This window comes from Micromonospora sp. WMMD998, from assembly GCF_029581235.1.
Classification (GTDB): Bacteria; Actinomycetota; Actinomycetes; order Mycobacteriales; family Micromonosporaceae; genus Micromonospora.
In genome coordinates, this window is record NZ_CP120740.1 from 1,523,769 (window position 1) to 1,544,215 (window position 20,447).

Consider the following 20,447-nt stretch of genomic DNA (forward strand, 5'->3'; position numbering starts at 1 on the left):
ATCTCGGGGACGACCGGTGCCGAACCACCAGCCTCCGAGACCGCGGAGCCCGTCGACACGGCACCGCTGAAGCAGAGGAGCAGACGTGAGGATCCACAAGTTCACGGCCGGTGAGGCCGTTGCCCAGACCCGCGAGGTCGAGCCCGATGTGCGGCTCGGTGACCTTCTCGTTCTCGAGGAGGACGAGAAGGTGTTCGTGGTCGACGACGAGGCCGAGCTCGATGTGACCGTGACGGTCGAGGCGGCTCTGGCGGGGCGGCCGGGTCACCTGGCTACTTCGGTCTGCCGCCAGATCGCGGTGACGGTCGGGTACGCCGGAGCCGACAAGGTGGTCAAGGTGCACCCGGCCATCCGGCTGCGTCAGGTCCGCAAGCGGGCGATCGCGGCGTTCGGGATCAGCCAGGCCGCCGCGGCCGATCTGGTCCTGCGGCTCCCTGGCGAGACTGAGGACCTGGACCTGAACTCGCCGGTCACCACCATCGTTCCGAGGCAGACCTGCAGCACGACGGTCGACCTGGTCCACACGGTCCGGCCGCAGGGATGAGCACGGCGTCCGAGCCCGGCGTCGACCCGAACCTGCGACGGCTACGCCGGCATCTGTCGGCCGCCGATGTCGAGGCCGGTGTCGACGCCGGGTCCTGGCGCATCGTCGACCTCACCTGGCCGTTCCTAACGGTGGCCATCGCGGTCGGCGAGGACGCGGAGCTGGGCATGCGGCTCGACGTCCAGGACTACCCGCTCCAGGCGCCCGCGGGTCAGCCCTGGAACATCGTCGCGGACGCGCCGCTGCCTGTGGCCGAGTGGCCGATCTCCGGCCGCAGCCCGGAGATCTTCCGCCCGGACTGGTCGCCGTCGAACAACAACGCGCCGTACCTGGCCTGCGATCGAGCCGGTATCACGAGTCACCCGAACTGGGCCACCGAGCGCCCGGAGCGGTCCTGGAACGCGAGCCGCACGATCGGCTTCTACCTGCGCGAGCTGCACCGGGAGCTGTCCTGCGCGACGATGCCCCAGAACGGAGTTGACCGGTGACCGCCCGTCTGACGATCAAACCGGACTTGTTCGACGTCCTGCTCGCCGGGCTCGCTGAGCGGGGGCAGGGACACCGCGAGAGCGGCGCGTTTCTGCTCACCGACCGAACCCACCCGGACAACGAGCTGCCCCAGGCGGTCACCGCGATCGCGTTCTACGACGACCTCGATCCCGACTGCCTCACCGGCAGGATCGACTTCCACGCCGCCGGCTACACCGCTCTGCAGAATCTCTGCCGCCGGAACGGACTGCGCGTGGCCGGCGACATCCACACCCACCCGGCCCACCGCGTACAGCAGAGCCGGATCGACGCGGCCCACCCCATGGTCGCCCGAGATGGCCACGTCGCGCTGATCGCTCCACACTTCGCGGCCGGCGTCACCAACGTGTCCCAGCTCGGGGTCCATGTGCGTGTGAACGGCGACTGGGCGTCCTTCTACGGAGAACAAGCTGCCGAGCTCCTGCTCGTGCCCGTGCCGGAAGGGCGCTTGGTCGCTGAACGCACACCGTGGTGGCGCCGGATGCTGTCCCGCTTCCACTTCCGCCGAGAACGTCAGGAGACACGATGACCCCCTCGATCACCGACACCTTCAACCGCACCGCCCTGCTAGCCGTGCACGAGGGAACCCAAGCGACTGTCGACGCCGCGCTCGACGCGCAAGTGGCGACAGGGATGGCCATCGTCGCGAACAGCGTGGCCACCGACGTGCGCGGCCAGGCCGCGCTGTGCACGGCCGTCGCGACGGCGGTCCGCGCGTTCGGCCACGTCATCGTGGTCACCGACGGCAAGATGCCACTGACCGCCGGACCACACCGAGGGCACACCATTGTGCAGATGATCGAGCAGGAAGGCGCCCGGCTCGCCGAGGACCTGACGGACGTACCGGCGGACTGGCCCGTGCTGTACCTCGGCGACACTGCGCTGCCGGCGTCCGGCGGTGTCGTCCGGCTCCGGGCCAGGTGGAGCGGCTGGACCGCTCACGTCCACCCGGCCGACACGGGGACCGACCACGGCCTCGAAGGGAACATCCTGGCCGCGATCGCCGCCGCTGCCCTCGGCGTGCACGAGGCCTTCGGCGCGATCCGGAACCGCCCGGGCAGCGACGCCGGCTTTCGCACCATCACGGTGAACCTGTGGCAGCCGGGGAGCAGCGCTGACGGGCCGGAACTGACCCACGCCCCGGCAGCCTGGTGGATCGTCGGCCTCGGTCACCTCGGCCAGGCCTACGCCTGGGTGATGTCCTGGCTCACCTACGCCGACCCGACCCAGGTTGAGATCGTCCTGCAAGACACCCAGCGCGTCGTGGACGCCAACCACAGCACCGGACTCCTCACCCCGGTGAAGCCGGACCCGGTCCGCAAGACCCGCCTCGCGGCAGCAGTCCTCGAGCGGGCCGGTTACGACGTGGTCATCCTCGACCGGCGACTCGATCACACCAGCCGCGTCCTGGCCGACGACCACCATGTCGCGTTGCTCGGCGTCGACAGCCTCGGCCCTCGCAGGCTCATCTCCCGAGTCGGCTGGAAGCTCGCTATCGACGCCGGACTCGGCGTCGGACCGGCTGACTTCAACGCAGTGCTCCTCCGCCGATTCCCCGCTCATATCCTCAGCGACCAGGTCCCGGGTTGGAAGGGTGACGTCCCCCAGCAACCCCGTGCTGCCACGGCCGCCCTCGCCGACCTTCAGCGACGCGATCCATGCGGATCCGTCCAACTCGCCGGAACTGCCGTCGGCGCCGCCTTCGTCGGCGTCGTCACGGCATGCCTCGGAGTCGCCCAGGGCATCCGCGCCGCCCTGTCCGGAGACGGCTTCGACGTGATCAACCTGCACCTGCAGACCGACGACGTCGATCTCGCTCCGGCAACCCGCGAGGTCGATGTGGTCGCGGCCCGCCTCTGCGCCCTGTAGCAATCAACCGACCGGCAGCCGCCAGAGAGCCGCGCGATCCGAGCTTAAGGGCAGGATCACCGTGAGTCCCGGTGGAACCGGGGGCGGCGCCTGTCGCGCTTGCGTCGACAACGTTCCCTCGACGGACATCCCGCCGACGGTGCGGACGGGTATTGGCTCCGCATCCAGCTCGAGGGTTGCCGGCCAACGCGCCGGGCTCGTGGGAAGTCGCCACCCGCTCGGACGACCCAGCGGCCGCGGCCATTGACAGGACGGGAATCTCAGACACGACGTGAAACTCGCGTCTAGCGCACCCGCGACGGTAGGCAACCGGGTCGGGCCGCCTCACCAGCCGCCCTGGGTGATCGGCGCTGTGCTCCCAGCGGGTGTGGGAGTGTCCTTGCAGGAAGAGGCTCAGTGGGTCGGTTCGGTCGCTTCGTCGGACCGGATGCCACGTGCAGCCGTGTCTAGCTCCATCGCGCACCCCGGGCCCTTACTGTCTGGAGGGTGCAGCGATGGGATTCGCTCAATGAGCGGCAGCTCGACCTGCTTCGCCGGATCCACGGCGGCGATGACCTCAGCGGCCCGGACGGCGTCGAGTACCGCCGGTCGGCGCGTGCGCTCCAGGACCGGAACCTGGTGACGGTGACACGCAAGGCAGGGGTGTGGAGGGCGTCCTCGACCGACGCCGGTCGCTTCTACCTTGAGCATGGCCACCACCCCGATCATCCCGACCACCGTGCTTCCCTCCCGCGGTCCGAGACACCGGCACCCGGCGGCATCGCCGGCGGCGCTTCCTCGGTGGACCTGCTGCGATCGGCTCGCGAACTGCTCGACCGCCTACAGCACGAGGGCGGCACGGTCCGTATCGAGAGTCCCGACAGTGGAACGCGGGCCCGGTACCGCCGGATCATTCACGCGTTCAAGCAGCACGGACTTGTGCCATCGGGTCACCATCTGCGCCACACCGGCCGCGACGCCGGCGACATCGTCATCCACCTCTACACCGGCGCCGGTCCGGACGAGACCGACTGGAACCGGATCCGGCTCAACACCCGACGTGTCACCACCGACCCGCATCTGGCGTTCAGCGCCCTCGAGGCCGATCCGACCAACCTCGCCGTCAGCCCGGACCTGCTGCCCCGGGCGTTGCTGCTGGTCCGGCAGCTCGCCGGCGAGGCGGCACGGCGTGGGCACCGGCTCGGGGTCAACACCAAGGCGAAACACCCGCGGGTGATCCTCCGGGCCGGGCAGGTCCGACGCACGGTCACCCTGACCGAGGAACGCGACCAAGTCCCGCACGAACCCACCGCCGAAGAGCTGAAGGTGCTGCGCCTGCGGCCGTGGATGAAACCCCCGGAGTTCGACGTCGTCGACTCCGGCAGGCTCCGCTTGGAGATCGCCCGGGCCGGACACGACAACCGGGACACCTGGACCGACACCCCACGCGTACGTCTGGAACAACGCGTCGCGCAGATCATCCAAGGGTTCGAGGCTGGCGTCACCGCCGACGAACAGCAACGGCGGGCAGCCGAAGCTGCGCGGGAGAAGGCCGCAGCTGAGCACCGGCGGCGGCACGAGGAAGCCGCGGCCGAGCGCAGACGGCAGGAGGAGGCCACCCTCGCGCAATGGCACGCCGCGATGGCCGACTGAACCGCCCCGGATCTTGTAGAGACTTCCCCGCTTGGGAAGGATCGAGAGATGGCAGGAACGAAGCCGTATCCGCAGGAGCTGCGGGAGCGGGCGGTGCGGATGGTCGCGGAGGTGCGGCCGAACTACGAGTCGGACTGGGCGGCGATCACCGCGGTGGCGGCCCGGTTGGGGATCGGCACGGCCGAGACCTTGCGCAAGTGGGTTCGTCAGGCGCAGGTCGATGACGGCCAGCGGTCGGGGGTGACGTCGGAGGAGTCGGCGGAGCTGAAGCGGCTGCGGCGGGAGAACGCCGAGCTGCGGCGGGCGAATGAGATCTTGAAGGCCGCGTCGGCTTTCTTCGCGGCCGAGCTCGACCGGCCTACGACACGCTCGTGAGTTTCGTTGACGAGCATCGGGACCGCTTCGGTGGAGTCGAGCCGATCTGCCGCCTGCTGCGTCAGCACGGGCTGCAGATCACCCCGAGCGGCTACTGGGCGGCCAAGAAGCGTCCGTCTTCGAAGCGTCAGGTGCGCGATACGCAGCTGACCGAACTCATGCGGGAAATCCACTCGGCGAACTACGGCGTCTATGGAGCCCGAAAGGTCTGGCATGAGCTGCGCCGCCAAGGGCATCCGACGGCCCGGTGCACGGTCGAGCGGTTGATGCGTGCCGCCGGCCTTGCCGGCGTGGTGCGGGGCAAGAAGATCCGCACCACGGTCGCCGATCCTGGGCATGAACGTGCCGCTGATCTGCTGAACCGGGACTTCACCGCCGCCCGGCCGAACCGGTGCTGGGACTTCACCCACGTCGCCGCCTGGTCGGGCGTCGTCTACGTGGCGTTCGTCGTCGACATCTACTCCCGGGCAATCGTCGGCTGGTCCGCGGCGACGAACAAGCGCACCCCGCTGGTCCTCGCCGCGGTGGACATGGGGTTGTGGCGCCGTGACCGCGCCGGGCAGCCGGTCGGGGCGGGCCTGGTGCACCACAGCGACGCGGGCAGTCAGTACACGTCGTTCCGGTTCACCACCCACCTGCTCGACGCCGGTATCGACGCCTCGATCGGCAGCGTCGGCGATGCACTGGACAACGCGCTGATGGAGTCCACCATCGGCCTCTACAAGACCGAGCTGATCAAACCCCGGGGCCCATGGCGCAGCCTCGCCCAGGTCGAACTGGCCACCGCCGAGTGGGTCGACTGGTACAACAACCAGCGCCTGCACTCCGCCATCGGGCACGTCCCACCGGCCGAATACGAATCGATGTTCTACGCTCAACCCCAGCCCCGTGAGGTGGTTGGATCCAACAGCTGAGGTCTCCACAGAACCCGGGGCGGTTCACGCTCATAGTGAGGTGAGCAGAAGTGCAGCGAGGGCGCCGGCCACGAGATATGGCCCGAAAGCCAGCCTGCCCCCATCGCGGCGAACCAGGCGGATGAACGCGGCGGGCGCGGCGAGTAGGTACGGCAGGACCGCACCGAGGAGCACTGCGTCCCAGCCGAGCGTGCCGAGAGCGGCGCCGAGGAGGGCGGCGAGCCGAACGTCGCCGAGTCCCATGCCGCTGCCGGCGATGAGGGCGAGCAGCAGGTATCCGCCGCCGAGCACCGCACCGGCCGCCGCAGCGCTGGCAAGCCGCCGCCCGTCAGCGGTGATGGCTGCCTCGGTGACGAGGATGGCGAAGACCGCTGCTGCCGCGGCGGCGATGACGGGAGTGGGCAGGCGGCGCACGGAGATGTCGACGGCCGCGAGCAACGCCCCGCTGTAGAGAACGACCAGCCACACCGCCAAGGTCGCGAGGCGGGGTGGCTCTGCAGATCGTAGGCGCAATTCGATGTGGGCCTGACCCGGTTTGACGGACATCCGAGATCAGGAGCCTGGTGGGCTCCGGGAGGATGTCCGGCATCATGGAGAGCATGGGTAAGAAGCGGCCCCGGCCTCGTCGGTCGTTCACGGCGCAGTTCAAGGCCGAGATCGTCGAGTTGTGTCAGCGGGGGGACCGCACGATCAGGCAGGTCAGCGACGATTTCGACTTGACCGAGACGGCGGTGCGGGAGTGGGTCAAGCAGGCCGAACTCGACACCGGCACCCGCTCGGACGGACTGACCAGCGACGAAAAGGCCGAACTGGCGCAGCTGCGGCGGGAGAACCGCCGGTTGCGGGAGGACGTCGACATCTTGAAGCGGGCGACGGCTTTCTTCGCGAAGGAGACCCGGTGAACGTGTATCCGTTCATCGAGGCGGAGAAGACCGGCAAGCACAACGTCACGCGTGCGTGCGAGCTGATGAAGGTCTCCCGGTCCGCCTACTACCAGCACGCCGCCGCCCGGCCCTCCCGGCGGGACCTGGCCGATGAGGCCCTGACGGCCAAGATCATCGAGGTACACGCAATGTCGAAGGGCACCTACGGGGCCCCGCGGGTGCACGCCGAGTTGGCCGACGCCGGACTGCGGCACGGCCGCAAACGCGTCGCCCGGCTGATGCGCGGCGCCGGGGTGGCCGGCAAGAGCCCACGGCGGTGGCGGACGACCACCATCGCCGATCCGGCGGCAGCCGACCGCGCGGACCTGATCCGCCGGGACTTCACCACCGACCCGACCCGGGTCGACACCCGCTGGTGCGGCGACATCACCTACATCAACACCTGGCGGGGCTGGCTGTATCTGGCCACCGTCATCGACCTGGCGTCTCGCCGGGTCGTGGGCTGGGCCGTCGCCGACCACCTGAAAACCGACCTGGTCGACGCCGCGTGAGCGACGCGATCGTGCGACGACGGCCGGCGTCCGGGTTGATCTTCCACTCCGACCGCGGATGCCAGTACACCAGCGCGCAACACGCCCGCCTCGCCGCCAGACACGGCATCCGCCTGTCCACCAGCCGCCGCGGGCAATGCTGGGACAACGCGGTCGCCGAGTCGTTCTTCGCCACGATCAAAACCGAGCTGCTGCACCGGCAGCCGTGGCCCACCCACACCGCCGCCCGCCAAGCCATATTCGAGTACATCGAAGGCTGGTACAACACCCGCCGCCGACACTCCTCACTGGGCTACCTCAGCCCAGCCACCTACGAAACCGCCCACCGCACCACCCAGCCACAACGGCTGGCAGCCTAGATAAGATCACCACATCGACCCCGTCCGTCGAATCGGGTCAAGCCCACCCGTGACCTTCGATGGTGTGCGCGGTGTGTGCTCCCCAGCGGATGCCACCCCGGGTGAACCGGTGCCAACGCAGGTCACCGCGGCCGACCGCCGGTCGCAAATCGGGGTCCGTGTGCTCGGGGTGTGCTCCTGGGCTGCGAGAACGGCGGTGCGGGGAACGTGGGTGAACGTGGGCGACTCCCTGCCACCCCAGGTGAACCCCAGGTCGCTAGACTGGGCCCTCGCGCCCTCGTAGCTCAGGGGATAGAGCATCGGTTTCCTAAACCGTGTGTCGCAGGTTCGAATCCTGCCGGGGGCACCAGATCAAGGCCCTGACCAGCAAGAAGCCGTCCAGAGCCTTGATTCACCGCTGCGCACATCAGCGGAGATCAACTCAGGTCCGTCCGTATGCCGACCGTCGGCACCGGTTCCTCGGTGTAGGCGGCGGGCTGGCCGTGGGCTGCGAGGGTCGGCCGCTGGATTCCCTCGGACAGCCAGCGCTCCGTGGCCAGCAGCTCCGCAGGTGTCCCGTACGCCACCACCCGCCCGTTCCGCACCAGCGCCACCGAGTCGGCGTCCAGGCTGCGGAGCAGGTCGTGCGTTACGACGATCATGGTGCGCCCGGCCCGCAGCAGGCGGGTGGCGTCCTGAACCGTCTGGTCGGTCTCGACGTCCAGGCTGCTGGTCGCCTCGTCCCAGATCAACACCGTCGGGTCCGCCATCCACGCGCGCAGGATCGCGATCACCTGGCGTTGGCTCGCGGACAGAGCCGTGCCTCGTACCCCGACTGGTGTGTCGAGCCCCTCGGATGTGGTGGACAGGACCGACCAGACTCCGAGCGTACGTGCGGCGGCCTCGATCTGGTCGTCGGTGGCTGTCGGGTTGCCCATCCTGATGTTGTCCGAGATGGAGCCGGTGAACAGGTATCCCTCCTGCGGCACGTAGGCGATCGCGCGACGTAGGTCCGAGTGGGCCAGTCGACGTACGTCGACCCCGTCCAGGGTGACTCGCCCGCGCTGGGGGTCGTAGAAGCGCAGCATCAGTTTCACCAGCGTGGACTTGCCGGCTCCGCTGGGGCCGATGATGACGAGGGTGCTGCCCGCGGCAACGGCCAGGTTGACGTCGTGCAGCACGTCCGGTCCGCTGAGGCCGTCGTGGTCGGGGTAGGCGAAGGTCACGTCGGACAGGGTGACCGCGCCGCGTGGGTCCGGGAGTCGCACCGGCGACGCCGGTTCGGACACCGTCACCGGTGTCGCCAGGATGTCGATGACCCGTTCGGCCCCCGCCACGGCCGACTGCAGGGTGTCGTACACCGAGGACAACTCGTAGATCGGACTGAAGAAGCCCCGCAGGTAGAGAAGGAAGGCGGTGAGGGTGCCGATCTCCAGCCCCTCCCCGGAGACGGAACGAGCCCCCATGGCGAGGACGGCGACGGTGGCCAGGGCGGAGCAGAGGTCGAGGGTGGGGAAGTAGACCCCGGCGGTGCGGACCGTGGCGGCCTTGGCCCGCCGCTCCTCGCCGTCAGCCGCGGCGAGCCGGTCGAGCGTCGCCCGCTCGTGGCGGAACGCCTGGATGACCGCGATGGCGCTCAGGGCCTGCTGCAACTCGATGGTGACTCCGGTCGCGGTCTCCCGCACCTGTCGCCAGGCGACCGCGGACCGACGGCGGAACCATCTCGTCGCCAGTGCCAGCACCGGCAGCACGACGAGGCAGGCGACCGCCAGCCCGGGGTCGAGCAGGAGGAGCACGACCGCCGTACCGGCGAGGGTGAGCGTACTGACGAAGAGGGTGACGAATCCCTGGGTCAGCAACCCACTCATCGCTTCGATGTCCGCGGTCAGGCTGGCGACCTGCCGCCCCGGACGGTTGTGTTCGTGGTATTGCATGGGCAGCCGTTGCAGGTGCGCGAAGAGCGCGACCCGAGTGCTGGAGAGCATGCCGTGCCCCGCACGGGCCACCGCGCGGATCTGTGTACGGGCCGCGAGCACCTCCAAGCCGGCCAGCACGATGCCGGCCAGCGCCGCGAGGGACAGCACCGTGACGTTCCCGACCAGGATCCCGTCGTCGATGGCGACCTTCATCAGGTACGGGATGGCAAGCGCGGCAGCGGTCTGGAGGACGGCGGCACCGAGGCCGAGCAGGACCGGCCCCCGGTGCGTCCGGAGCAGCGGACGCAGGAACGCGACCACGCGACCTCGTCGCGCGGTCACCGGTGACCACCGCCCGCGCCGGTGGTCTCGCACAGCGCGCCGTCGGCGGTCAGGGTGACCACCCGCCCGTGGGGTCGTCCCCCGACTCCGGGTCGGGTCAGGTGCAGGATGGTGACCGTGCCGGCCAGTTCATCGAGCCCGTTGCGCACGCGTTGCCTGGTCTCCGTGTCGATCTGGGTCAGCGCGTCGTCGAGGACGAGGACCCGGGGTTCCGGCAGGACCGCGCGGGCCAGGGCCAACCTCTGGCGCTGCCCGCCGGAAAGCAGATGTCCGTGGTCACCGACGACGGTCTGCAATCCCTCGGGCAACGTCCGCACCAACTCGTCGGCGGCGGCCAGGCGCAGCGCCCGGTCGAGTTGGGCCGCGGTCGCGGTGGGGTGACCGACGAGGAGGTTGTCCCGGACGGTGCCGTTGAACAGGACGGCGTCCTGTGGCACGTAACCCACTGCGGCGCGTACCGAGCCGAGCGTGAGGTCGGCGACGTCGATGCCGTCGGTCATCAGGCGGCCGGCGTCCGGCAGCCAGAGTCGCACCAGCAGCCCGGCCAGCGCCGACTTGCCGGAACCACCGACGCCCTCGATCGTCACGTGTTCACCCGCGGCCACGTGCAGTCGGATCCGGCGCAGGCCGGACCAGGTCCCGCCGGGGTATCGGAAGCAGAGGTCGTCGAAGGTGACGGAGGCGCCACCGGACGCTCGGGGCAGGTCGACCGCGCCGGGACGGTCAGCCACCGTCAGGGGCTCGTCGAGGACCGTGAAGACCCGGGCCGCGCTGGCGGCGGCCCGCCGGGCGGAGCCGAACAGCCCGACCATGGAGCTGACCGGCCACACCAGCAGAGCCATGTAGGTGCTCAGCGCCACGAGTGTGCCGACCGTCAGCGATCCCCGGATCGTCAGGTAGCCGCCGAACCACACGATGAGCACCAGGCCGACCTCGGGCAGGCCGATCGTCCACGGAAGGTAACGGGCCTGGAGCACGGACAGGGCCACGTTGTGGTCACGGACCTCGGTCGACCGGCGGGTGAACGCCTGAACTTCCTCGTTCTCGCGGCCGAGGCCCTTGATGACGCGGATCCCGGCCGCGTTCTCCTCGGCGTGCGTGGTGAGGGCGGCCACCCGTTCCTGGAGCCCGGCGGCGGCGGCGAACGTCCGACGCCCGTAGCCCATGGTGACCAGCCCGAACAGCGGCAGGACAGCGGTGGCGGCCACCCCGACCGGCCAGGACAGGAGCCAGATCTGGATCAGGGCGGCAGCGGCGGTCAGCGTGTTGAGGATGATGAACAAGGCGGAGTACGACACGAAGGTGCGGACGATTCGCAGGTCGGAGCCGACGAGGGAGAGCACCCGCCCCGCCTCCGTGCGGCCGTGCCAACCGGCGTCCAGCGAGAGCAGGTGCCTGAAGAGCCGGGCCCGGAGATCCGCCTCCAGACGCAGCCCGACCTGGCCGCTGACCTCCCGGCGTACCACGTCTGCGAGCCAACGGAGGGCAGCGAGCCCGAGCAGCAGGGCGAGCCCGGCGGTCGTGGCGTCGCTGTCGTTGGGCAACAGGCCGTGGTCGATGATGCGCCGGATCACCAGCGGCAGCGCGTTGGTCAGCAGGATGACCACGACACCGAGCGCCACCGCGGTTGCCGCCGCCCACCACCGCCGTCGCAGCAGGCCCAGGACGCGGAGCAGGGCGTCCCGCTGGTGCGCGGCGTCGGTTGGCATGCCGGGCGGGCTCAGCCGGCGACGGACAGGGCCGGTCGGCGAGCCTGCTGCGCCATGAAGTCCAGCATGGTGAACCCGTCGGGAAGCACGCCGCGGCATCGGACGAAGATCTCCTGGTAGAGGTTGAAGACCAGCAGGTCGGACTTCTGTTCGAAGTACGCGCCGTACTCGTCGTCGCGGAGGTAGTCCGCCGGCAGCACCTGGTCGCAGAGGCGGATGAACCGCTCCCGGTGCCCGAGGACCGAGGTCGGCGCGCCGATCTTGCGTCGCAGCACACTGCCCACCAGATCGACCTCGTCACCCCAGGTCTTCAGGACGGCCTGCTTGAGCAACCGTTTGGTGATGCCCAACTCCCAGTCGACCCGGTAGGCCAGCGGTTGACGAAACGCGAACTCGACCACGTGGTGGTCGAGGAACGGCACCCGCATCTCCAGGCTCGCCGCCATCGACGAAGCGTCCAGAAGTTCGAGGTGGTCTCGGGTGAGCTGCTCCCGCATGTTCTCCGCGAACAGCTTCCGAAGGTAGTGCGGGAACGGCTGGTCCGCGGTGAGCGAGTCGAGGTACTCCCGCCCCCGTCGGCTGACCGGACGCCCCGACGCCTCGAGAGCGGCGAGACGGTCCACCATCCGCCGGGTGCGGAACGACCGGTTGACGTACTCGCCGTAGCCGCCGAAAACCTCGTCCGCCCCCTCCCCGTTGAGGCACACCTTGACGTCGTCGCCGATCCGCCGGCAGAGGACGTTGAGCGCGATGCCGCCGAGGCCGGCGGGCTGCTCGGCGGCGGTGAGGTAGGACGGGATGGTCGCGACGAAATCCTGGAACGTCAGGATCGACACATGGTGGTTCAGGCCGAGTTGCGCGGCCAGCCGCCGGGCCTGGACCACGTCGGGGTGGTCCGCGTGGTCCCCGATGGTGTAGGCGCGGATCGGACCGTCGTGCAGGTCGCGCATGAGCCGCGCGAGGATCGTCGAGTCGAGGCCGCCGGAGAGGGTGACCCCGATCTCCACCTCGGCCATCAGGTGCGACCGGACGGTGGCCCGCAGCAGTTCCGTCAGGTCGGCGGCGGCCTCGGCGAACGGCTTCGGGTCGGATTCCGCCTCCGGCAGCGTGTGGTAGCGGGTGACGGCGGTGACGAGCCGGTCGTCCGCCAGCACCGCGCTCAGCGTGTGGCCGGGTGGCAGGCTCACCACCCCGCGCAGCAGGGTGCCGGGGCCGGCGGGATGACCGAACACGGCCGTGTCGGCCAGCGCTTCCTCGTCGATCTGCGGGGTCAGCAGCCGGCTCTGTAGCAGCGCCTTGACCTCCGACGCGAACAGCAGGCTCGCACCCACCTCGGCGTAGTGCAGCGGCTTGATACCGAAGCGGTCACGGGCCAGCAGCAGGCGGTCTCCGTCGGCGACCGCGAACGCGAACATCCCCTGCAGATGCTCGACGCACCGGTCGCCGTACTCCTCGTAGAGGTGCACGATGACCTCGGCGTCCGAGTCCGTGCGGAAGTGGTGTCCCTGTCGCCGCAGGTCGTCACGGAGCTGCCGGTAGTTGTAGATCTCGCAGTTGGCCACCACGTACACGTCGCGTCGGTCGCCGCGGATCGGCTGGGCGCCGTTGTCGATCCCGATGATGCTCAGACGCCGGTGGCCCATGCCCGTGAGCTTTCCGAGGTACCGGCCCTCGTCGTCGGGGCCGCGGTGACGCAACGAGTCCGTCATCGCCCCCAGGGCCGACCGGTCGGCTGTCCCGAAGATCCCGGTGATGCCGCACATCCTCAACACGTCCTCTCGGCGGTGAAGGCGATCGCCCCGAAGCGGTGCAAAGCGCGGAGCGCCGTCACGACCGGCTGCGGGTCGGGGTAGCGGGACGCGATGTCGTCCACCGTGCGGGTGCCGTCGCACCGGAGCCACACCGACTCCATCCCGGCGTTGATCCGGCAGGTCTGGACGAGCGCCTTCAACGGCCGCTTCACGAACATCATCCGCATCGGCTCCGCGAGCGGCGGCGCGTCCTCGGGCACCTCGCCGGCCTGCAATCTGGGCAGCAGGGCGGTCAGGTCATGCCGGAAGTGGTCGACGAGCACGTGCGCGCCGGTGATCGGGACACAGTCGCCGAGCAACTCCGGTGGTGCCGGCCGACGGGCGAACTCGGCGGCGTCGTGACAGGACGCGGTGCCGAATCCCTGCACCAGTAGGTGCTTCTCGTAGCGGAGCAGGTCCCAGGCGTACGCGGGTCGCAGCTCCCCGTCGGCGAAGAGCCGCTCGGCGAAGTCGCACAGCCGTGTCGTGGCCAGGATGACAGCGCTCTCCGCGGCCGGAACCGGCGGGCATTCCCGGCAGAAGCGCACCAGGTGCCGATCGAGTTGACCGTGCAGGACCAGCGCGGAGAGCGGAGCCGACTTGAGTGCCAGGCCCAGCCGGGCGTGGGCCAGGTTGCCGGCGTGCAGCCGGAGTCGCTTCCGGTCCATCCGGCGCAGGCTGTCCAGCTCCCGCTCGGTGAGGTCGTACCCCGACGGCGCGTCCGCATTGTCGCCGAAGAACTCCCGCTCGAAGTGGGGGTCGGTGAGCAGCCGGCTGAACGCCCGCTGCATGTCGAGCAGGCTCATGACCCGGCTTTCGCCGGGGCGGGCAACAGGTCGCGAGCCCGGTCGAGGTGGTCCAGCAGTTCGGCGAACTCCGGCCAGTCGGAATCCCATTCGAGCAGGATCGCCTTGACCGGCGCCCGTTCCACGACGTGGGCGGCCAGCGCCCACACCTGCTCGTTGACGGCGCTGCTGTGAGTGTCGACGAGCATGCCGGCCAACTCGACCCCGCCCGCGATGTGCATCTGCACTACCCGTTCCAGCGGAATCGAATTCAGGAATTCGTACGGGTCGAAGCCCAGGTTTACCGAGTTGATCCAGACATTGTTCACGTCGATCAACAGGCCGGTGTCGGTTTCTTCGAGCACCCGCGTGATGAACTCGGCTTCGCTGAGGTCGTTGTCCGGGATCGGAAAGTAGTAGGTGACGTTCTCCAGCAGGAACGGCGGTTCCGGGATGCGCGCCCTCAATTGCCGAACATTGCGGCAGACCGCTTCGAGACTCTCCTGGGTGAACCACACGGGAGTGAGTTGCTCGACATCGACGTCGGGCGTTTTGGTGAAGCTCAGGTGGTCGCTGAACCAGTGTCCCCGCGTCGCTTCGACGAATTGCGCCAGCCGGTCGAGGTATTCGCCGTCGAGGGGAGCCGCCGTGCCGACGGACAGACCGACTCCGTGGGGAATGAGTGGGAACGCGTCGCCGAGTTCCAACAACCGCAGGAGCTTCTCCGGCGGTGCGTACAGATATTGGTCGGAGATGACTTCGAGAAAGTCGATCCGGTCGGCGTTGGCGACGATGTCCTGATGCAGCGCCGTGCGGTACCCCAGGCCGGCGCCGAGCCGTGGTAGAGCCTTGCTCATGTGCATCCTCCTGTGGAAGCTTGTGAGGGTGCGGGCTGCGGTGCCGGCCTAGGGCCTGTGCGGCGTGGGCGGGAGGGCTGGTCAGTTCTCCATGCCGCAGCCCGTGCACCCACCACAGCTCGAGCAGCTCGCGCAACCGGGGGCCTCGATGTCCGAAACGTTGCTGAGCGACAGCTCCTCCATCTCGAACACGATGTTCTCCAAGGTCTCCATGTGATTCACCTCCCTTCCGTTGGCAGTTGCCGACCGGCGGCGCGGGTCGCGCCGCCGGGGTATCAGGGCGTGCCCTGGGCGGCGTCCTCCAGCACCACGACGCCCTCTCGGCGGAGATCGACGAGGGCACGGAGAACGTCGGCCTCCGCGGCTGGAGCCAGCGCGGCCACCAGGTCGCCGACGGTGCGGTTGCCGTCGCAGAGGTCGAGCAGCCGACAGGTGGCGGCGTTGAGCCGCAGCTCGCGGTGGTCAAGGTTCGGCCGGCGGACGAAGCAGACGACACTCCGCTCGCCCGACTGGGTGCTCCGGACGCCAACCGGGCCCGTCGGCCGGCAGAACAGGTCGGTGACGTTGTGGTCGAACGACTCCACCCGGACCGTGCCGGCGCGACGGGGCGCCATCCTCCGCAGCAGCGCCGGGGAGAACCGGATGCCGGCGTGCCCGTCCCGGTCGTGCGGACCGTCCTGACAGGCCCAGAGTCGGGCCTGCTGGAAGCGCAGCGCGTCGGCCAGGTACGCGGGACTGACGCCTGCGGCCGGTGCGGCCTGGTCGAGTCGTCGGGTCAGATGTTGACAGAACGCCTCCGTGACGGCGAAGTCGCCGGAAGCGGTGTCGATGTCGTACGCCGCCGTGAACTCGGCGACGACGTCCGGCCACGCGGGTCCGAACATCTCGGCCAGTTTCGGCGTGAATTCGGCCAGCAGGTCGGCCGGGGTGCGGGGTGCGGGAACCCGCTGGGCCGGCGACCCGATGTCGACGAGCGACTCCCAGGCGTCGGCGAAGGTCTCGAAGCTGTCGAAATCGGCACCGAGCGCACCGCCGGCCGCGCCGATGCGGGCGGCCCCCGCCGGGTCCCGGACCACGATCTCGAGCTGGGCCGCCAGCTTGTCGTGCTCCTTGGGGTCGGTGACGACCAGAACGTTCCCCTGGTCGGTGAGGCGGTGGGCGTACGACTGCTTCTCGAGGATCTCCCCGGAGAGCACCAGGCAGACGCCGCAGGCGAGCACCTCCCGCGGTACCACCGGGCCGTGGATGCCGATCGGGAAGTCCCGCTCCAGGAAACAGACGGCGGTGCAGGTGCGAATGAAGCGGCCGACCTGCCACGGCGGCACGAAGTCGAGGATCGTGGTCCGCTCGGCGAGGCCGGCCGCTCGGAGGTCGGCGCGCATCCGGTCCAACTGGGACCGCCCGCTGAGGAAGAGCGCGTTGAACCGAAGCCCGCGACCGGCGAGGACGGCCAGCGCGGCGATCAGGTCGAAGGTGCCCTTCCGGTCGCCGGGCTTGCCGTACATGCCGATCGTCGGCAACGCCGGGTCGAACCGGGAGCCGAACTCGTCGATCGACGCCGCGGCGATCTCCCCGGGGTCCAGGGGTGTCGCCTCGGGTGAGAACGCCGACGTCGGCAGCGGGTACGGAGGACCGAACCGCAGCGCCTCGCGGGCCACCCCCATGCCGAGGAACCGGTGCACCAGAGACGGCTTGGTCACCACGGCGGTCGCCGACCGCAGGATGTCCTTGTAGACCGTCGCCAGCTCGGGCACGCGCATGAGCCGATCGAGGTCGCTGCCGGCGTGCTCGACCATCATCGGCGTGCGGGTGAACGTCGACGCCAGGTGACCGGCCACCACGTATGGCTCGAAGTAGTAGGCGACGATGAGTTCGCAGCCGTTTTCGCGAATGGTTGCGGCAGCCAGGCCTGCCAGCTTCGAGACAAATGGGTTGCTCGACGGGATGTGCGCCATTCGACGTGGCGTCATCGGCTCCGGACGAATCACTTTGACCGCGCCGCCGGTGGCCGGGAATTGCGGTTCGTAATCTGCCGCATCGACGTCGTCGAGACGTTGCCGGAAACGTTCTTCGACCTCATTTGAATTGGTTACGACATAGACCTCGTGGCCACGTGATGCCAGTGCTGCCGCGGCCCAGTAGTTCTGTGCGCTGACTCCGCCCTCGATCGGAGGATATTTTCCGACGAAACAGATCTTCAATGACCTACTCCTCCGATTCGGCCGGGAGTCACAAGAGGCAGAGTAAAGGAGGTGGAGCGCCGCGTCAATGTATCAATGATTGCAAATCCCATGAGCGGGAATTCCGAATGTTGCATTTGATTGGCGACCTGCATAGGTGATCGTCCGGGCGGGTCGGGGCGGCGGGGAAAGCCGGCAAGCCCGACCATCAGGTCCAGCTCCGAGGGCGTGGGTGCCCGGGCCGATGGAGTCGGCTTCGGTGTGCAGCCATGTCGCCGACCACCACCGGGATCGTCGCCGCGTCGACCGTCCTCGTCCCGGATCTCCTCCTGGCGCATGGCCGCCACGGATGCCGTCGACACGGCTGCTGTCGAGCGCTTCTCCGCGACCCGACGTGGACGAATTGTTACTCTCCGTAAATGAGGTTTCCCGGGCGCTCAGGACGGCGTCAGGTCATGTCGGTACCCTGCTAACCCGACCCGTCGCGACGACACATGAGGTATTTGTGAACGATCTTCGAGTGGTGGCCTTCGACCTCGACGACACGCTGGCGATCTCCAAGTCCCAGATCGATCGTCGGATGGCGGACCTGCTCGGCCACCTGCTCACCGAAGTGGACGTTCTGATCATCTCCGGCGGCCGGTTCGAGCAGTTCCAGTCGCAGGTGCTGGCCCACCTCGACCTGACCGGGGAGCAGCGCGACCGGCTGCACCTGATGCCGACCTGCGGCACCCGCTACTACCGCTGGTCCGACGGCGACTGGCGGCTGGTCTACGCCGAGGACCTGAGCGAGGCCGACAAGGCGCGCGTGATCGCCGCGCTCACCGAGTCGGCGCAGGCGCTCGGCCTGTGGGAGTCGAAGACCTGGGGCGACATCGTCGAGGACCGGGGCAGCCAGATCACGTTCTCCGCGCTCGGCCAGTCCGCGCCGCCGGCCGAGAAATACGGCTGGGACCCGGACGGCGGCAAGAAGAAGCGACTTCGGGACGCGGTCGCCGCGAAGCTGCCCGACCTGGAGGTCCGGGGGGGCGGTTCGACCTCGATCGACGTCACCCGTAAGGGCGTGGACAAGGCGTACGGCATGCGGAAGCTGCTGGAGCACCTCGATCTGAAGACCGACAACGTGCTGTTCGTGGGGGACCGGCTCGACGTGGGTGGCAACGACTACCCGGTCAAGGCGATGGGCATCCGCAGCGTCGCGGTCACCCGCTGGGAGGAGACCGCCGACTACGTCGAGACCCTGGTCGACGACCTGGTGAAGCAGCGCGCCGCGCGCGCCTGACCGACCGGCGCGCCTGACCGCCGGTCGTGGCGGGCAGGCGCGTCCCGGTTCCGGAACCCGGAAGGCTGGCGAGATCGACGGTGATGAGGTAGGAACGGCGAGAGAGCGCTCTCCGTCCCATCACCGAACAGGCAGGCAGATGCGATCACCCGACCCCTCCCGCCGCCGCTTCCTCACGCTCACCGCCTCCGCGGCTTCCCTCACCTCGCTCACCGCCCTCGGCCTCCCGGCCGGGGCGGCCGTCGCGGCCCCGCCCGCGCGCCCCGGCCGGCCGGCCCACGAGCCCGACTTCGGCCCGAACGTCTTCGTGTACGACCCGAGCACGCCGGTTGCGGAGATCCAGTCCACGCTGGACCGGATCTTCGCCGCCCAGGAACGCAACGAGATGGGCCTCGACCGGTACGCCGTGCTGTTCAAGCCCGGCCGCTACGAGGTGGACGCCCGGCTCGGCTACTACACGACGGTGGCCGGTCTCGGCGCCCATCCCGACGACGTGGAGATCCACGGCGCGGTCCGGGTGATCGGCCAGCCCGACCCGAACTCGCCGGCCGGGATCTCCGCGCTCACCAACTTCTGGCGGTCGGCGGAGAACCTCGCCGTCACCCCGACCGACTGGTCGAACCAGTGGGCCGTCTCCCAGGCGTCGCCGATGCGGCGGGTCCACATCAAGGGCGTCCTCTGGCTGGAGCCCGGCAACGGCGGCTACTCCAGCGGCGGCTACATCGCCGACTCCAAGGTGGACGACGTCACCATCAACGGGTCCCAGCAGCAGTGGCTCACCCGGGACAGCGAACTCGGCGGCGAGTGGACCAACGGCGTGTGGAACCAGGTCTTCTCCGGGGTGCTCGGCGCGCCCGCGCAGGGCTTCCCCGACCCGCCGTACACCACGCTGCCGACCAGCCCGGTGACCCGGGAGAAGCCGTACCTCTTCGTCGACGGCGCGGGCCGCTGGCGGGTGGCGGTGCCCCGCCTGCGCCGCGACACCGCGGGCACCACCTGGGCCGCCGGCGGCGCGCCGACGCCCTCGCTGCCGCTCACCGACTTCTTCATCGCCCGGCCCACCGACTCGGCGAAGCGGATCAACGCCGAGCTGGCCCGGGGCCGGCACCTGCTGCTCACCCCCGGCGTCTACCGGCTGGACCGGGCGCTGCGGGTCCGCCGCCCGAACACCGTCGTGCTCGGCCTCGGCATGCCCAGTCTCGCGCCGACCACGGGCGACGCGGCGCTGCGGATCGAGGACGTGGACGGGGTACGGATCGCCGGCGTGCTCGTCGACGCCGGGCCGGTCGAGTCCGACGTGCTGGTCGAGGTCGGCGGGCGGCACTGCCACCGGTCGCACGCCGGCAACCCGATCTCGTTGCAGGACGTCTTCTTCCGCATCGGCGGCCCCTACGCCGGGCGGGCGGTGACCAGCCTGGTAATCAACAGCCGGCACACGCTCATCGACAACATCTGGGCGTGGCGCGGCGACCACGGCAACCCGGGCACCATCGGCTGGACCGTCAACACCGCCGGCACCGGCGTGGTGGTCAACGGCGACGACGTGACCGCGTACGGGCTCTTCGTCGAGCACTACCAGCGTTGGCAGACCATCTGGAACGGCGAGCGCGGCCGGACCGTCTTCTACCAGAGCGAGCTGCCCTACGACCCGCCGAGCCAGGCGGCGTGGCGCAGCCCGACCGGCAACGGCTGGGCCTCGTACAAGGTGGCCAACCACGTCCGCACGCACGAGGCGTGGGGTCTGGGCGTCTACGCCTACTTCAACCAGGGCGTGGACATCCGCTGCGACCGGGCGATCGAGGCGCCGCGCCGGGCCGGGGTGCGGTTCCACGACGCGATCACGGTGTTCCTGGACGGCAGTGGCGGGATCGAGCGCACGATCAACGACGTCGGCACCCCGGTCGTCGGCTCGTACGGCACCAGCCCGGTGGTCAGCTACCCCTGACGGCGA

The 20,447-nt window shown here is 69.6% G+C and carries 18 protein-coding genes, 1 tRNA gene and 1 pseudogene; 12 read left to right on the forward strand and 8 right to left on the reverse strand.

Annotated features, from left to right (window positions below):
* Positions 1-85 precede the first annotated feature (85 nt).
* The 6 genes from O7619_RS07255 to O7619_RS07280 all read left to right on the forward strand — a co-directional run bounded on the left by O7619_RS07255 (position 86) and on the right by O7619_RS07280 (position 5,862).
* On the forward strand, positions 86-544 hold the full coding sequence (locus tag O7619_RS07255) for a hypothetical protein (protein WP_282286526.1): 459 nt from the start codon (positions 86-88) through the stop codon (positions 542-544).
* A complete protein-coding gene (locus O7619_RS07260) occupies positions 541-1,032 on the forward strand; it encodes a hypothetical protein (protein WP_282286529.1) in 492 nt (163 codons plus the stop codon). The genes O7619_RS07255 and O7619_RS07260 overlap by 4 nt, the downstream gene beginning before the upstream one ends.
* A complete protein-coding gene (locus tag O7619_RS07265) occupies positions 1,029-1,601 on the forward strand; it encodes a hypothetical protein (protein ID WP_282286530.1) in 573 nt (190 codons plus the stop codon). Before O7619_RS07260 ends, O7619_RS07265 begins: the two co-directional genes overlap by 4 nt.
* Positions 1,598-2,941, forward strand: coding sequence for a hypothetical protein (locus tag O7619_RS07270; RefSeq protein WP_282286531.1), 1,344 nt, complete (start codon positions 1,598-1,600; stop codon positions 2,939-2,941). The genes O7619_RS07265 and O7619_RS07270 overlap by 4 nt, the downstream gene beginning before the upstream one ends.
* Positions 2,942-3,427: 486 nt before the next feature.
* Positions 3,428-4,573, forward strand: a complete 1,146-nt coding sequence (locus O7619_RS07275) for a hypothetical protein (RefSeq protein ID WP_282286532.1) — start codon at positions 3,428-3,430, stop codon at positions 4,571-4,573.
* A gap of 48 nt (positions 4,574-4,621) precedes the next feature.
* Positions 4,622-5,862 (forward strand): IS3 family transposase gene (locus O7619_RS07280; RefSeq protein WP_282286533.1). Its coding sequence is split into 2 segments (ribosomal slippage): positions 4,622-4,904 and positions 4,904-5,862, totalling 1,242 coding nucleotides; the frame shifts between segments, so codons are not numbered across the junction.
* A gap of 30 nt (positions 5,863-5,892) precedes the next feature.
* Here O7619_RS07280 and O7619_RS07285 read toward each other — a convergent pair.
* Positions 5,893-6,330 carry a prepilin peptidase gene (locus O7619_RS07285; protein ID WP_282288711.1) on the reverse strand — a complete coding sequence of 146 codons (438 nt, stop codon included), beginning with the start codon at positions 6,328-6,330 and terminating at the stop codon, positions 5,893-5,895.
* A 131-nt stretch (positions 6,331-6,461) separates the two neighbouring features.
* Between O7619_RS07285 and O7619_RS07290 the strand changes: the two are divergent.
* From O7619_RS07290 to O7619_RS07305, 4 genes and pseudogenes are all read left to right on the forward strand, one after another.
* Positions 6,462-6,743 (forward strand): annotated as a pseudogene (locus O7619_RS07290) (transposase); the annotation flags it as partial.
* 17 nt (positions 6,744-6,760) lie between these two features.
* Positions 6,761-7,297 carry an IS3 family transposase gene (locus tag O7619_RS07295; protein ID WP_282286534.1) on the forward strand — a complete coding sequence of 179 codons (537 nt, stop codon included), beginning with the start codon at positions 6,761-6,763 and terminating at the stop codon, positions 7,295-7,297.
* Positions 7,294-7,656: an integrase core domain-containing protein gene (locus O7619_RS07300; protein ID WP_282286535.1), complete on the forward strand. Its 363-nt coding sequence runs from the start codon at positions 7,294-7,296 to the stop codon at positions 7,654-7,656. The genes O7619_RS07295 and O7619_RS07300 overlap by 4 nt, the downstream gene beginning before the upstream one ends.
* 273 nt (positions 7,657-7,929) lie before the next feature.
* Positions 7,930-8,005, forward strand: a tRNA-Arg gene (locus tag O7619_RS07305).
* A 67-nt stretch (positions 8,006-8,072) separates the two neighbouring features.
* Here the strand turns inward: O7619_RS07305 and O7619_RS07310 are convergent.
* The 7 genes from O7619_RS07310 to O7619_RS07340 all read right to left on the reverse strand — a co-directional run bounded on the left by O7619_RS07310 (position 8,073) and on the right by O7619_RS07340 (position 17,235).
* Positions 8,073-9,893, reverse strand: coding sequence for an ABC transporter ATP-binding protein (locus O7619_RS07310; RefSeq protein ID WP_282286536.1), 1,821 nt, complete (start codon positions 9,891-9,893; stop codon positions 8,073-8,075).
* Entirely contained in the window at positions 9,890-11,602 is a 1,713-nt protein-coding gene (locus O7619_RS07315; RefSeq protein WP_282286537.1) for an ABC transporter ATP-binding protein, read from the reverse strand. Before O7619_RS07315 ends, O7619_RS07310 begins: the two co-directional genes overlap by 4 nt.
* 11 nt (positions 11,603-11,613) lie before the next feature.
* Positions 11,614-13,365: an asparagine synthase (glutamine-hydrolyzing) gene (asnB, locus tag O7619_RS07320; RefSeq protein ID WP_282286538.1), complete on the reverse strand. Its 1,752-nt coding sequence runs from the start codon at positions 13,363-13,365 to the stop codon at positions 11,614-11,616.
* A 2-nt stretch (positions 13,366-13,367) separates the two neighbouring features.
* Positions 13,368-14,198 carry a hypothetical protein gene (locus tag O7619_RS07325; RefSeq protein ID WP_282286539.1) on the reverse strand — a complete coding sequence of 277 codons (831 nt, stop codon included), beginning with the start codon at positions 14,196-14,198 and terminating at the stop codon, positions 13,368-13,370.
* Positions 14,195-15,034 (reverse strand): DUF692 domain-containing protein, encoded by an 840-nt coding sequence (locus O7619_RS07330; RefSeq protein WP_282286540.1) that lies wholly within the window; start codon positions 15,032-15,034, stop codon positions 14,195-14,197. The genes O7619_RS07325 and O7619_RS07330 overlap by 4 nt, the downstream gene beginning before the upstream one ends.
* A gap of 81 nt (positions 15,035-15,115) precedes the next feature.
* Complete coding sequence (locus O7619_RS07335) at positions 15,116-15,247, reverse strand: hypothetical protein (RefSeq protein ID WP_281585139.1); 132 nt, start codon at positions 15,245-15,247, stop codon at positions 15,116-15,118.
* A 62-nt stretch (positions 15,248-15,309) separates the two neighbouring features.
* Positions 15,310-17,235, reverse strand: a complete 1,926-nt coding sequence (locus O7619_RS07340) for a glycosyltransferase (RefSeq protein WP_282286541.1) — start codon at positions 17,233-17,235, stop codon at positions 15,310-15,312.
* 484 nt (positions 17,236-17,719) lie between these two features.
* Between O7619_RS07340 and O7619_RS07345 the strand changes: the two genes are divergently transcribed.
* The gene (locus tag O7619_RS07345) at positions 17,720-18,496 is read left to right on the forward strand and encodes an HAD-IIB family hydrolase (protein ID WP_282286542.1); all 777 of its coding nucleotides are present in this window, start codon (positions 17,720-17,722) and stop codon (positions 18,494-18,496) included.
* Positions 18,497-18,635: 139 nt separating this feature from the next.
* On the forward strand, positions 18,636-20,441 hold the full coding sequence (locus tag O7619_RS07350) for an adenylyl cyclase (protein ID WP_282286543.1): 1,806 nt from the start codon (positions 18,636-18,638) through the stop codon (positions 20,439-20,441).
* Positions 20,442-20,447: the final 6 nt, after the last annotated feature.

What these genes read in the sequence shown, in the direction of transcription:
- O7619_RS07260 (WP_282286529.1), top strand. Translation starts at nt 541, where the DNA reads ATGAGCACGGCGTCCGAGCCCGGCGTCGACCCGAACCTGCGACGGCTA.
- O7619_RS07270 (WP_282286531.1), top strand. Translation starts at nt 1,598, where the DNA reads ATGACCCCCTCGATCACCGACACCTTCAACCGCACCGCCCTGCTAGCC.
- O7619_RS07315 (WP_282286537.1), bottom strand. Translation starts at nt 11,602, where the DNA reads ATGCCAACCGACGCCGCGCACCAGCGGGACGCCCTGCTCCGCGTCCTG.
- asnB (WP_282286538.1), bottom strand. Translation starts at nt 13,365, where the DNA reads ATGTGCGGCATCACCGGGATCTTCGGGACAGCCGACCGGTCGGCCCTG.
- O7619_RS07325 (WP_282286539.1), bottom strand. Translation starts at nt 14,198, where the DNA reads ATGAGCCTGCTCGACATGCAGCGGGCGTTCAGCCGGCTGCTCACCGAC.
- O7619_RS07330 (WP_282286540.1), bottom strand. Translation starts at nt 15,034, where the DNA reads ATGAGCAAGGCTCTACCACGGCTCGGCGCCGGCCTGGGGTACCGCACG.
- O7619_RS07335 (WP_281585139.1), bottom strand. Translation starts at nt 15,247, where the DNA reads ATGGAGACCTTGGAGAACATCGTGTTCGAGATGGAGGAGCTGTCGCTC.
- O7619_RS07350 (WP_282286543.1), top strand. Translation starts at nt 18,636, where the DNA reads ATGCGATCACCCGACCCCTCCCGCCGCCGCTTCCTCACGCTCACCGCC.